Genomic DNA, 14,219 nt, shown 5'->3' on the forward strand with positions numbered 1-14,219 from the left:
ATTATTTTTCGAGCCACCAGACCAGCAGGAATAGCGGCAGGGAAATGCCACGTTCTGCCAGGTATGCTTTTATTTGCTGTGCAGAGCGGTAGAGCGATTTCTTTACGCCATCCACAGAGATGCCCGCCTCCGCTGCGATCTCCTGGATCTTGCTGCCAGTTTCTTTGAGATGGAAGATCCGCCGGGCCTGCGGAGAAAGGGTTGCAATGGCTTGCTGCAGGATCAGGGCCGTTTCCTCGAATGAAAACCATGCTTCCGGATCTTCCCATCCGGAGGCTTCCTGCTCCCCGATGGCCGATTGCTGGTGGCGGTCACGGACCACTTGCTTCCTCACCCAGCTATAGGAACGATTGTACACCATTTTGAAGATCCAGTTATCCGGTTCTCTCACTTCCGGCAAACGTTCGCGGTTGATCCAGAGTTGTAAAAAAACTTCCTGTACAATATCTTTCAGCATGGCTTCGGTGCCGGTGATTTGAATGATGACCGGACTGATACGCGGAACATAGCGAAGGAAAAGTTCTTCAAAGGCGGATTCATCTCCTTGTGCGATCCTTTGAAAAAGTATGTTGTCTGTATGGGAGCCGTTGCTGGTCAATTCCTGTTGTTTTGTCGCTGGGTATTTTTCACTGAGGCTGTAAACTTAATGGAAAAATCCGGGAAAATAACAGAAACGAAAAAGCCAGCCCGGAGTGGGCTGGCGATGTTCTTCAGGCTATATAATTGCTGCTCGTGTATGGCAATGACAAGCGGCCCCTCCATCCAAACGGGTGATGTCAGGGCCTTTGTCAGTACTTATTTTGATTCGTCTCCAGGCTGCGGCCAGGTAGGTTGTCCCGCCTTCATTTTTGCAAATGCTTTCTGCAGGTCTTCATTGCCCGGGTCATAAGCCAGGGCCTTTTCTTCATACTTCAATGCCTCTTCTTTTTTGCCGAGCTTGTACAAAAGATTAGCATGTGTATCCAGTAATAATGCATCTTCTTCCAGCATCAAGGCATGAGCCGTCATCTTCACTACTTCTTCCAGGAAAGCAGGATTGGTGGATTGCTCAAATACAGACCAGCCAAGGCTATTGAGCAATCCTGCACCGATCCATTTCCGGTTGCTACCGAATTGTTTGAACCAGGGGATCAGGTTTTGCTCATAGGCTTCCCAATCTTTATTGTTCACAGACCAAAGCACACGGCTCTGCCATACGATCTCCTGCCCTAACCGTCCATATTTCTTCACTGCATTTTTTTCGATGCTGGCCCAGTCGGGACGAGTACCAGTGCTTCCGTTCTCCGGATTCTTGCAGGCGCTTCCACCGGGCAGGTAAGGTTTGATCTCGTCATTCTCTATCGCGTAAGTGATCCTGGCTTCAGCTTCATCTTTACCGAGGACAGCATTCACTTTTGCAATATTGTTGTAAAGGATCGGGAAGCCCGCATCGCTGGCGCTGTAAGTGAAGTTCTTGATGAATTGCAGGTTGCGTTCCTGGAAAGGATCCTTCATTTGCCTGATATAATCGTTCGCTGCTTTGGTCCGCATCTCTTTGTCTTTTTCCAACCTGGCCCTCACCGTTAGTTGACGAAGGAATGACGGATCTCTTTTTCCTTTTTCATAAGCGGCCACTAAATCCTTGTAACCGGTAGTTCCGGTATCCACCATTTTGGCTTTGATATGAGCGGTGAGCCCTGCATAATTCCTGGTGGTGGGCCAAAGCTTCTGATGAATGGCGCGCAATTCCGAAAAAGGTATTTTGATCATCTCCCGGTCATAGGTCATGATACCATTCTGTTCGGATTCAACGTCGAAGGGTTGGGTATAGATGGAAGCGCTCAATCCACGTTTTTCCTGCTGCACAAGAGAGTCCGTCATCAGGGCATATCTTTTCTTCATTTCACCTGCACTCACAGTGCCACCGTATCCCCAGCCGGAAGCGATATCATCCCACTGATGATCCGGCACCTGAACGCCAATACCTCCGAACTCTCCCAGCACCATCACCTTGCCCGGCATTTTTGCAGGGAGGGTTGGCGGCGGATAGGAATGCACATCGGTCATATCACTGTTCACCGATTTGTTGATGATCTCCCGGCTGGCATGATCGGGTAAATTTCCATCCACAATGGCGGCGCCGGAATGACCATTCACCAGCCTGGTAGGATCGGTGGTCTTGATCCATTGGGTGATCCTTGCCTGATCATATTCTCCCCAGCTTTCATTGAAAGCCACCCAGGTGGTGATACTGGGATAGTTGTACAATTGTTCCAGGATCTCGGCACTCTCTTTTTCAAACTGGGCTTTGGCTTCCTTGCTTACGGGCTTGCCGAATTTCACACTGGGATGCACCATATCCTGCCATACCAGCATACCTAATTTATCGGCATGATAATACCACCTGGCAGGTTCCACTTTGATATGCTTGCGAATGGTGTTGAAGCCCATGGCCTTGATGGCCTCGATATCGAAACGCAAGGCTTCATCAGTAGGTGCAGTATACAAACCATCAGGCCAGAAGCCCTGATCGAGTGTACCGAGATTATAGGTATACTTGTTATTGAGGAAGATGCGATCGATACCCTTTTCATCTTTTTTGATCTCCACTTTCCGCATCCCGAAATAACTCTTCACCTGGTCTTTGCCCAGGGTGATAGCCAGGTCGTAGAGATAAGGATCATCGGGGGTCCAGAGCCTGGGATTGGCTACAGGAATGGCAATGGGTGTATTGGCCTTTCCTTTCACTGTTTGTCCGGCAGCCTGCACAGTGATGGCTGCATCGCTTGCAGCCTGTACTATAACGGTTACGGTTGAGCGATCTACATCGGGCGTGATCCTGATCCCCCCGATATGATCTGCCGGCACTGTTTCCAGCCAGGCCGTTTGCCAGATGCCGCTGCTGGGCGTGTACCAGATGGCGCCGGGGGACAGTGTTTGTTTGCCCCTGGGCCCAATGCCTTTCTCCAGTGGATTGGATACTTTCACTACCAACTCGTTGCTGCCTTTTTTGAGCAGGCTGGTAATATCCAGGCTGAACGCGGTATAGGAGCCGGTATGATAGCCTGCTTCCTGCCCGTTCACATACACGGTGGCTTCCCATCCCACAGCACCGAAATTGAGCAGCACACGCTCTCCTTCCTGCACTGTTGGCTGGCTGAAATTCCTGCGATACCAAAGCAGTTGCTCGGGTTGAAGCGCTTTTTTGACGCCTGAAAGGGCTGACTCGAGCGGATAAGGCACCAGTATCTTTCCCTCATAACTGTTAGCAGTAGCCGCATCATTATCTGTAATGGCATAATCCCAAAGACCATTCAGGTTGGTCCAGTTCTTTCTTTGCAACTGGGGACGCGGATATTCTTTCAACGCATTGGAAGGACTAACGGTATTGGTCCAGCGCGTTTGAATGGCGCCGGGCTGCACCTGGTAACCGGTTCCCTGTTGCGCACAGCCTGTGAAGGCAGCATGGCCCAGTAATAGCCATGCCATGATCCATTGTTTTTTCATTTGTGTATTTTTTATTTGCGTTTTGAATTGTCTCTGTCTTTGCCGGCCCGCTGTGCGAGGGCATTGCAGATGGTACAGGAAGCAGAACAGTTGCCGCCTGTATCGGTCTTGAATCCGGTATCGATCCCTTTCAGCTTCGCGGGAATTCCCTGGGTCATCCAGGCAGGTGCAGGTTTGCCTTTGAGGTAATGATCGAAGAACTGCTCCATGCGAATGGTAAAGTCCAGCTGGTTGGGTCTTTCACGCAGGTCGTGATCTTCATTATCATATTCCAGCATCCACCCGGTTTTACCTGCGCGGCGCATGGCGAGATAAAGCTCCACGGCCTGGGGAAACAGGATCGCACCATCGCCCCGGTTATGGCAGATCAGCAATGGCGTGGTCATCCTGCCCACATGGAATACGGGAGAGTTCTCGATGAATACTTCCGGCCGCTCCCAGGGAAACACAGCCAGGTTGCGCTGCCCCACATCGGCGCTGCTCTGATTGTTGGTGCCGCCGGGCCGGATGCTTCCGTATTCACTGATGATATCGGTAGGCCCGGCCATCTCGCAGGCGGCTTTGAAAATAGTGGTGCCGGTGGCGATCACATTGGTTGCATAGCCTCCAAAGCTCTGTCCCTGCGCACCCATGCGGGATATATCCACATAAGGAAAAGTGGACAGTTTTTTTGCAGCAGTGTTCACTGCATCTACAATGCTTTGATACGTTTTGCCGGTCTTGTAATAGAAGTCCGGCTCAAACACCAGGTAACCCCTGCTCACGAACCAGGGAATATTCACGTTATGCCACGACAGCTCCGGTACGCGAAAAACATTCAGGCATTCGCTGCGGCGCTCATAGTAATTGAAGATGACCGGGTATTTTTTGGAAGGATCGAAATCCTGTGGTTTGTGCAGGATGCCCTCCACGGGAAGTCCATCTGGTAACGTCCAGGTAACCAGTTCAGCCTTCACCATATTGTATCCTGCAGGTGCGCTGAACCGGCTCACCTGCTGAAAGGATTTGAAATCCGAAGTACAGAAAAGATTAGCCGGTTCACCGGAGCTCATGCGTCTCACCAGGAAGCGCTGCGCTTTCTTTGCTTTCACGGGCCTGCAGGAAGTGGCGTCCACGCCGCTGTTCTCAGGAACGATGGGCGCAGTAGGCATGAAATACCAGGCATGATCGTCCATTATTTTCTTTTCCGGATTGCCCTGCACATTGGGCCTGATAGCCCAGAACCCGTTCTGCTTGGTCCTCCTGTTGAAAGCATAGGCCAGCCAATGCCCGCCCAGGGTCATCAGTTCATTGTCTTCTGTTTTCAGCAGGCGGAAGCGGATATCATTCGCTTTACCATATCCGTTAGTTATGTTCACCGGGCTGTATTTGCCAAGGGGATCCAGTTGCCAGATATCGTCACAGCTATACACGAGTAAAGCCTCGTCGTTCTTCATCCAGGAAGCGATCCCGTACGCTGCCTTGTCTCTCAGCTTATCCGCTTCTCCCCTTCCCGACAATACCAATGGCTCCTCCACCTGTGCAGAGATCAGCCTTGTCTGGCCTGTGCTCAGCTCATAACTGCAATAGCTTCTCTGGTGATAATCGTACCATATTATGAAACGTCCGCCCGGTGAAAAGCTAAGCTCGAAAGCCGGATAGCGCAAAGCGCATAGCTCTTTCCGGTAGCCATTGGTCATATCGAGCAGTACACTCCTTTTTATCTGCTTATTCCAATAGAACTCTCCCTGATTGATCACCGAAGACAGAATGATGTAACGCCCTTTATTGACCTCACCAAATTCGATCCGGTATTGTTCATCTTCCAGTTGCAATACCTTTTTTGTAGCAGGAAATACAACTGCAGTAAAATTATTAACGGGTTCATGCTGGGCAGGCAGCAGCACACTGTCTTTGTACGACCAGATATTTACTGCTTTTGAAATGATATCTCCTGCTGCCGGTGAATTTGCATTTTTGTATTGTAATGAAAAGAAGATGCCGCTGTCATCTTCAGTGAACCCCGGCATCATTGATCCACCTATCCGCATATTGGCCGGGAAGCCATCACTATTGGAAGCGCAGGCTATCTGTGGCGCCGAACCCGCAACAGTGGCGTATTTCAGCACTTGTTCTTCCTGCGGACCGGAGAGATAACAAAACGTATCTCCCTTACCGGAAAAAGCAAGCATGCTTACACTTCCGGGCTCGGCCATTCTCCGCTCTGCGCCATCCAGCAGGTTGATCAGCAACAAGCCCTCCGCATCCTTCACTACCAGGTAAGATGCCTGGCTGTTCACCCAGTATTGTTCAACCCCGGTATAACGTTGTTCCTTACGCGTTTTCAGGTTCATCAACTTCATTACATTTTCCTGCTTGCCGGACCTGCACAACAGGAAACTGTTCTTTTCATTTTCAGCAAGGGACCATGACCTCACATCTTGCAGGTATTCAACCGTGTTGGTTGCGAGGCGTACCATTGCCAGGCTATCGCCGCCGGCAGAGTCCATGAAAAACCGGCTGTCTCCGGTAAAATGGGGATTATTGCCCAGGAACTCCCATTGGCGGCCGGTTTTGAGATCAGAGAGCACTGTCCAATCTCTCCGATCCCGGGACCTTGTGCAGGACCAGGCGCAGTATTGTCCGTTATTACTGATCACGCCCGCCTGGCCGCTCATATCCTTGTAAGAGTGCCATCGGTCTACAGCTTCCAGATCGATGGGCTTTTTTTGTGCGAAGAGGTACTGGCTGCCTGCCAGCGCCAATAGGGTTAGCAGGTATTTGATCCGGTCGTATAGGCTATCCCGTGAGCGGATCATCCTGGTTGGTTTCATGGTGTATTATTTTTATTGAGTTTGTCAGGGTTGTTTAGAAAGATCCGCTTCCAATGCAAGTCCGGATACCCATCCTTTCTCTTTTGCCGGAATGCCTCTCGTCATCCAGACGGGTGGCGGAGCACCTTTCAGGTAATGGTCAAAGAACTGTTGCATGCGGATGGTATAATCCAGCTTGTTCATGGAGTCTTCCACGGAATGACCTTCCTCATCATATTCCAGCATCCATACGGGTTTCCCGATCCTTCTCATGCCCAGGTACATTTCGATGGCATGAGAAAAATTAACAGCCCCATCGTCTTTGTTGTGCATGATCAGCAAGGGCGTTGTCATTTTACCGATATGGAAAACGGGAGAATTGGCAACAAAAACTTCCGGCTTCTCCCAGGGAAATACCGCCAGGTTACGTTGATCGATATCCGAAGCCCGCTGGTTGTTCATGCCACCAGGGCGGAGGCTGCCGTATTCCGAGATCACGTTGGAATAACCTGATCCCTCGCAGGCAGCTTTGAAATAATGACAGCCGGTTGCTATGATATTGGTCTCATAGCCACCATGACTATGGCCCTGAACGCCCATCCTGGCCGTATCCACAAAAGGGATCTTTGCCAGTTGACGCACCGCCCCATCGATGGAGACCAGCACACTCTCCGATGTTTTGCCGGTGGTGAAATAAAAATCCGGTTCAAATACGAGATAGCCCCTGCTCAGGTACCAGGGTATATTCAATGGAGCCCGCGATACTTCAGGGAACCTGTAAGCATTCTTTACTTCGCTATGCCGTTCATAGTAAGTGAAAATGACCGGGTATTTTTGGGTGGAATCGAAGTGCACCGGTGTATGCAGCACACCATCGCAAATGGAACCGTCCGGAAGCGGGTAAGATACCAGCCGGGTATTGGAACCATCATAGCGGCCTGTTGCGCCTCCGTTGCTGACCTGGCTGATGGGCGTGAAATTCCTGAAATCGCGGGTGGCAAAAATATTGGGTTCTTCGCTGCTGCTCATCCTTCTGACCATATAGAGCTCCGCCTGCTTTGCGCGAACAGGCTTGAATTTGTCGGGCTCGGCGATATGCCCGCTATTGTTGGCTATTCTTGGTTGAAAATACCAGGCATGATCATCCATCACCAGCTTTTCCTGGCTGCCGGCCTTGCCGGGCCTCACTGCCCAGAAGCCGTTCTGTTTGGTGATCTCGCTGAAAGCGTAGAGCAACACACGATTATTGCCAAACCTTTGTACAGCATGGCTTTCATCGAAGTATTCGGCATCCAGCACCCGGAAACGGACCTGGTTGTTGTTTCCATAACCACCGGTCAGGTTCAGGGGGGCTTGCTTACCGGAAAGACCGATCTGCCAGAGATCATAACGGGCCTGTATCAACGCATTTTCATTATCCAGCCAGGATACAGGGCCAAGGCCATAATGCCAATGGATACTCTTTGCCGGGCTGCCTCTCCAGAGGTAACCGGAAAACGCATCTTTCACTCCAGCTGTGATCGCCCGGCGAACGCCTGTTTCGATATGATAACAGTTATATTGTTGACTCACGGCATCGAACCAAACCAGTTTGTCTTCCGATGGAGAGAAGGAGAATTCATTGTATGCCCAGAGTGCGGGATCATTCCCTTCATACAATACTGTTTCCTTTCCGCTTTCCAACCATAGCAGCGATACTTTCTGGGTCTCACCGTTCCAATAGAGCTCGCCTTGCGAAACAGGCCGGTTACACACCAATACCAGCTTATTCCCCTTACCGCTGAAATTCAGGATACGGTTCTCATCTTCCAGCTGTATGATCTTTCCGCTGGCAATATGCAATGAGGCCGCATACATCCTGGTGAATTCTTCATCCTTTCTGTGCAGTTGACTGGGCTGCACTTCGGTGTCGCGATAACTCCAGACATTCACCTTGTCGGTGATCACATCTTTACCGGGCTGCAGTACCGGCCTTTCCTTTCCGAGATAGAAAAAAAGCGAACTGCCATCAGGCGTAAAACTGATTTGCCCTTCCCTTACATGAAATTCTTTTTTCACACCGGGAGCGCCTTCTTCAGCAAACCGGCGCAGGGATGATTGCCCCCATTGCGCATAGAACAGTCGGCAACCAGTGTCAGCCCTCGTGATCAGCGCAAGCTGCCGGCCAGTTCTATCGAAAGACAAATCGGCAACGGTTCCCTCTACGGGCAACCGGTATTCTCGCTGGCTGCCTGGTTCAACCCAGAGTATCTCATTCTTACGTATAAGCACAACCGTTTTTCCCTGCGGATCAAAAAGGCAACGGCTCACTTCATCATAGCTCTTTTCTTTCCCGGTGAACAGATCTCTCAGTATCAATTTACCGGCATCCAAACGGGTGTATGCCATCCACTGTCCGTTGCCGTTCTCCGGCAGCAATCCGTTGCCTGCACCGGCAATGGAATCTGTTTTCCTGGTTTTGAGATCTATGACCACCAGCTTGCGCTGGTCTGCAAAGACGAATTTGCCGCTGTTGGCTGAAAAGCAGTCCGGTTGGATAGTGCCGGGGAATTTCACAGACCATGAACGGTCTGTAGCCTGCAACTGAACCGAATCGGGGGATCGTTTGGAGCCAGTTGTATAGGCGATGTATTTTCCATCGGCGCTCAGGGCAGTCTCCCGCAGGAACACCCACTGTTCGGGAATATCTTTATCCACCGGTTTTTGTTGTGCGGCGGCAGTCATCACCAGGCATAGCATGCCCGGCAGGAATAAGGAACCTTGCATAAATTGGCTTTATCGTGAAGAAAAATTATTGAAGCGGCCCATTGACTGGCAGGGCATGCCAGTGGCAGCACCGGTTCCTGCCGGCTGTTACCAGGCATTCACCGGCCTCACCCGGACCAGTTGAGCAAAGAGGGGTTTTAATGAACGATATTACGGGGATGGATAACCGGTATTCTGTTTCAATTGACCGTTTGCACTCAGATCGGCATAAGGAATGGCAAATACCGCCTTGTTGACATTCCAGCTCGTGCCTTTCACCGGAGCGGCCTGGTTCATCACTTCATCGATAAGGCCGAGGCGTTTCAGATCGAACCAACGATGTCCCCATTCGCTGAAAAGCTCGGTCCTTCTTTCTTTGAGCAGGGCCGCTGCAAAGGCAGTGGGATCGGTCAGATCGAGATCATCCAGTCCGGCGCGCCCGCGAACGGCATTGAGGCTTTCCAGCGCATGGGTGAAATCGCCACGGGCAGCCAGTGCTTCGGCTTGTATGAGATATTGTTCCGACAGGCGCAGCATCACCAGGTATTCCTTCGATGGAGCATTCACAGCATACTGTTTGTATTTGTAAGGGAAGCGGTCAGCTACGGTGTCGATCCCTTCTCCTACCCAGTAGGTACGGCGAAGATCTCCGGACTCGAAACTGTTCAGCAGTGCATCACTCAACCATACCCTGCCGGCGATATGACTGGTAGCGCCATCCCAGTAATAGCCCAGAAAAGTGATGGCATCCTTTACATGGGGTTGATTGGACCTGGGATCGGTGGGTTGCAACTGCAGGATGGCTTCCCTGCTTTCTTTCAGGAATACCGAATCCAGCTCAGCATGCAGTTTGTATTGCTGCGTGCGGGCAATCACTTCAGCGGATTCTTTTTCCGCGTCTGCATATTTTTTCTGGTAGAGATACACGCGGGCCAGCAGGGCGGCTGCAGCCGATTTGTTGGGCCTGGATCTTTCATTGGTTTTTGTTTTGGCATCCCAGGAAAGGTATTGGTCATCCAGGTCGGCTTTTGCTTCCAGGAGATCTTTGGTCACCTGGTCATACACTTTTGCCACCGGCGTCCTGGGTAATTGTGCATTCTCGAAATACCTGCTATGTGTGATCAGGGGCACATCGCCATACAAATTCACCAGGTAGAAATAACACCAGGCGCGCAGGAATTTACATTCGGCTGTCAATTCTTTTTTGACGTTGGCAGTCAGCATCACACTGGTGGCCTCCTGTAATTTCTCGATGGTATTGCTGGTGATGTAAATGGTTTTGTAGAGATCAGTCCAGAACTGATCTCCCAGCGCATTGTTCAGAAAGAAATCATCTTTCACCGGGTACTTGAATTCATCGGCGCTCAATCCGCAATTCCTGGAAATAGAGCCGTCCCCCTGCATAAAACCAGCATTGGCCAACTGAACATAGATCCCGGCCATCACGGAAGCGGCAGATTCGTTGCTGCCGAAAGCATCGCTGGCCACAATCTGGTTTGGAGGGTTCTCCACTTCCAAAAACTTTTTGCAGGAAGTGATGCCGGCAAGAGCAATAATGGCCAGCATCGGTATATATCTGTATCTTTTCATTTCTTTTCGTTTAGTTGTTCCTGTTATACAATCTATTTTTCTAAAGAGATAACTGGATGCCTCCTGTATAGATCCTGAGTGGCGGCAGGTTATTATAGCTCAGGGTTTCGGGATCCGAGCCTTTGTATTGAGTAATGGTAAAAGCATTATGCACCTGTATATAGAGGCGGCATCTTTTGAGCCAGACCTTATTGGTCCAGTTGTCCGGCAGTTCCCATGACAATGAGATATTCTTACAACGGATATAGGAGGCATCTGTATAAGCGCCATCGCTGTTGAAGAAAATAGAGTTATCATAGTTCAGGCTCCCGTTCTGGCTGTATCGCGGACGTTTGGCGATATCACCGGGCTTGTGCCAACGGTCTTCCGCCAGGTAGGTCCATTGATTGAATATTCCGCCGGGACTATAAGCAGGATCGCCCATCGAAGCATCAGGTCCTTTTTGTTTGGTGTACTGGAAGAAAACAGAGGCGGTGAATCTTTTATAGGTGAAGGTATTTTCCAATCCTCCGAAGAAACGTGGCGCCAGATCGATGGCAACGGCCCTTGGATCCACAGCCCCATCAGCATAAACAGGTTTGCCTTCGGCATCGGCAAACAGGAACCTGCCCTGTGCAGGATCCACACCGAGGTAATGACTCAGGTAAACGATGGAAAGCGATTTGCCCACCATTTGCTGGAACCTGCTGTCGGTACCGGTATATTCCAACAAGCGGTTCTGCTGGAATGAAATATTGAAGGTGGATCTCCAGTTGAAATCTTTGGAGTGTACATTATCCGTTGAGAGCATGATCTCCAGTCCTTTGTTCTGGATGGTGGCAGGGATATTGCCAGACACTGTTGTAGCGCCCACCATGCCGGGCAGTGTAAGGCTCTGCAATTGGTTGGATGATTTGTTGATATAATGACTGAAATTTACAAGCAGACGGTCTTTGAAGAAACCCGCTTCCAGTCCGAACTCCAGCTTGGTGGTCTTCTCCCATTCATAATTGGGATTGAAGAGACTCACTTGTGCCAGACCGATAGCCCCCTGGTATATCGACCCTCCGCCATTCCAGCTATCGATGATCTGATAGCGGTCGAGGTAACCATAATCTCCTATCTGATCATTTCCGGTAATACCGTAGCTGGCGCGCAGCTTGCCATAGCTAAGCACCGGCAGTGCATCCCTGATGGCTCTCTCTTCCGAAAAGATCCAGCCGGCGCCCGCTGCCCAGAAATTGGAGAATTTGCGATCATCCCCGAAACGGCTGCTGCCATCCCTTCTGAGAGAGATATTCAAAAGATACTTACCAGCCAGTTCATAGTTGATCTTGCTGAAAGCGGCAGTGTACCTGTATTCGGAACTGCTGCCATACACCGAGGATACGCCCCCGGAAAGGTTTCTTATCATCAGGTCACTGGTGATATTGTGAATACCTGTATGCTGGGCGCTTTGCTTTAGAACCTGGAACGAAGACCCGAGCAGGAACAGCAATTTGCCATTCCCTATTTGTTTGGTATAGCTCAGTTGTGGCTCTACGATCCAGGAATCACCGATACCATTGCCATAGGAAGCATCCGCGGAATGAGGGCCATCGGCAGGGTCCCAAATATATGAGTACACAAATACGGAAGGCGTACTGGTTTGCTTGTTATATCCCATGGTTGTCTTCACTACCAGGCCCGGCAGTATCGTATAGTTGAGATCGAGGCTGGCCACCAGGTTATTGGACCTGGCAGGGTTCTCCCTTCCACCGATCATCTGTGCGTATTGATGCGGAGAACGGGTAGTGGTCCTGCCCGTGATGGGGTTCGGTGCAAAATTCAAAGTGCCATCCGGGTTCAGGAAAGGAGGGAAATTTGGCGGTGTGCGCATAGCTATCATCGTTAGATCCAGGTTTGGCAGGTTCTGATCGATGAAATTGTAACTGCCAGACAAAGAAGTCCTGAATTTCTTATTCAGGCTCACCCCGCTCAAAGCAAAACGGATCGTAGCATTCTGCTGGTAATGATTGCCGGGGAAGGAAGTAGTTTGCCTGTTGTAAGTGGCGCCCAGTAAGTATTGCACTTGTTCATTGCCTCCTGAAATGGAGAGACTGGCATTGGTGGTACTGGCATTGTTGCCGATGGCAATTTTCTTCAGGTCCATCTGGTAAGCAGTATCCCAAAACACCAGGTCCGGTGCATTGTCGATAGTAGGTTTGATATTTGCAGCAGGTGCAGCCATCGAATCCTGGTAGAAAGCTTCCCTGCGCATCGCAAGATATTGGCTGTTATTCATCAGCCTGATCTTCTTCAATGGGATGGATTGAACACCGTGATACACGTTCAGATCCACCCTCATATCGCCCGCCTTCGCTTTTTTAGTGGTGATCAGCACCACTCCATTGGCTCCCCTGGACCCATAAATGGCCGTTGCGTCTGCATCTTTCAAAACAGAGATACTTTCAATGTCAGCAGGATTAATAAAATTAAGCGCAGAAGCTCCCTGCTGTGCGCCATAACCAACAGTGTTCACCACGTTCTGCGAATAAGGAACGCCATCTACGATGAACAGTGGGTTTGAACCGGCTGTGAGGCTATTGAGGCCGCGGATATTCACTTTCACTTCGGAGCCCGGCACTCCGGTCACCTGGTTGATGGTCATACCGGGAACGCGGCCCTGCAGCGCCAGCAATGGATCCGTAACCGGGCTTTTGGCAATGTCTTTGGCAGTTACGGTGGTCACATTGCCCACATTGTAACGCTGGGTATTGGTGCCATAGGCTATCACCACCATTTCATCGAGTTTGGAACTGAACTTTGGAAGGGTAATGGTAAAACTATTGGAACGAAGCGGAATGGTCTGCCCGATAACCGGTACGCTGGTTTTGGTTTTTCCCTCCTCCTCATCCAGCTGCAGGTCTGTGGCCACAACGATGATGCTGGAAGCTGAAACAAGTTTGAGCTCAACACTGCCGCGGCCCACAAAGGAGATATGGATCAGTTGCCCGATCTCCGCCTGAACTGTGAACATCCCTTCAGCATCGGTAATGGTGGCGCTCTTACCGCCTTTGATCAGGATGGTAGCGCCCGTCAATGGCTTGCCTTCTTCATCCAGTATACGGCCTCGAACAGGAATGAAATTATCCGTCGCAACCTTGCTGATGCGCTCCGGCGCCGGCTTTTCAGGAGGCGATGATACTGTCCTTTCCTTTAGATTGATGAAGATACTCCGGCCATCGATCCGGTAATCCAGTGGTTGTGATGCAAAGACCCTTTCGAGGAATTGGTCCAATGGAAAATTACTGACGGAAACGGAAACAGGATTTGATAACCTCAGCACATCTTCCGTGTACAAAAAACATAGCCCGACTGTTTTTTCACAGCGTTGAACACCTCTTTCAGCGGCACATCTTTGCCGGAAAAGCTGATATTCTGGGAGAAACTTTTGGCGCTGACATTTACCATTGCAGCCAGCAGCAGCACGGTTGTTAGTTTCATCACTAACAGAGTTTTGGTGATGCGGCGGTAGCCCCCACGGGCGGCGCCACCGCAAAAAGCAGTTTTTTGCATAATTTCGCATTGTTTTGGTGATACAAGAAAAGTCTGCCAGACTTCATTTTATTGCCCGGACATCGGCCG

The 14,219-nt window shown here is 50.4% G+C and carries 7 protein-coding genes; all 7 read right to left on the reverse strand.

The genetic code is table 11. The features are described 5' to 3' along the window. Window position 1: 1 nt before the first annotated feature. The gene (locus FSB84_RS27025) at window positions 2–598 is read right to left on the reverse strand and encodes an RNA polymerase sigma factor (protein ID WP_130544097.1); all 597 of its coding nucleotides are present in this window, start codon (window positions 596–598) and stop codon (window positions 2–4) included. Window positions 599–795: 197 nt separating this feature from the next. Continuing rightward, window positions 796–3,486, reverse strand: coding sequence for a glycoside hydrolase family 2 protein (locus FSB84_RS27030; protein ID WP_130544098.1), 2,691 nt, complete (start codon window positions 3,484–3,486; stop codon window positions 796–798). Between the two features lie 11 nt (window positions 3,487–3,497). Further along, the gene (locus tag FSB84_RS27035) at window positions 3,498–6,299 is read right to left on the reverse strand and encodes an alpha/beta hydrolase family protein (protein ID WP_130544099.1); all 2,802 of its coding nucleotides are present in this window, start codon (window positions 6,297–6,299) and stop codon (window positions 3,498–3,500) included. Window positions 6,300–6,323: 24 nt separating this feature from the next. Beyond that, on the reverse strand, window positions 6,324–9,044 hold the full coding sequence (locus FSB84_RS27040; protein ID WP_130544100.1) for an alpha/beta hydrolase family protein: 2,721 nt from the start codon (window positions 9,042–9,044) through the stop codon (window positions 6,324–6,326). Between the two features lie 150 nt (window positions 9,045–9,194). Next, window positions 9,195–10,613, reverse strand: a complete 1,419-nt coding sequence (locus tag FSB84_RS27045; protein ID WP_130544101.1) for a RagB/SusD family nutrient uptake outer membrane protein — start codon at window positions 10,611–10,613, stop codon at window positions 9,195–9,197. A 40-nt stretch (window positions 10,614–10,653) separates the two neighbouring features. Beyond that, a complete protein-coding gene (locus FSB84_RS27050) occupies window positions 10,654–13,920 on the reverse strand; it encodes a SusC/RagA family TonB-linked outer membrane protein (protein ID WP_158644147.1) in 3,267 nt (1,088 codons plus the stop codon). Beyond that, window positions 13,914–14,150: a hypothetical protein gene (locus FSB84_RS30750; RefSeq protein ID WP_158644148.1), complete on the reverse strand. Its 237-nt coding sequence runs from the start codon at window positions 14,148–14,150 to the stop codon at window positions 13,914–13,916. The genes FSB84_RS27050 and FSB84_RS30750 overlap by 7 nt, the downstream gene beginning before the upstream one ends. Window positions 14,151–14,219 lie beyond the last annotated feature (69 nt).

This window comes from Pseudobacter ginsenosidimutans (assembly GCF_007970185.1).
GTDB lineage: Bacteria > Bacteroidota > Bacteroidia > Chitinophagales > Chitinophagaceae > Pseudobacter > Pseudobacter ginsenosidimutans.

Excerpts from the sequence above, each read along its gene's own strand:
- FSB84_RS27030 (WP_130544098.1), bottom strand. The coding sequence starts at position 3,486 with ATGAAAAAACAATGGATCATGGCATGGCTATTACTGGGCCATGCTGCC.
- FSB84_RS27035 (WP_130544099.1), bottom strand. The coding sequence starts at position 6,299 with ATGAAACCAACCAGGATGATCCGCTCACGGGATAGCCTATACGACCGG.
- FSB84_RS27040 (WP_130544100.1), bottom strand. The coding sequence starts at position 9,044 with ATGCAAGGTTCCTTATTCCTGCCGGGCATGCTATGCCTGGTGATGACT.
- FSB84_RS27045 (WP_130544101.1), bottom strand. The coding sequence starts at position 10,613 with ATGAAAAGATACAGATATATACCGATGCTGGCCATTATTGCTCTTGCC.
- FSB84_RS30750 (WP_158644148.1), bottom strand. The coding sequence starts at position 14,150 with ATGCAAAAAACTGCTTTTTGCGGTGGCGCCGCCCGTGGGGGCTACCGC.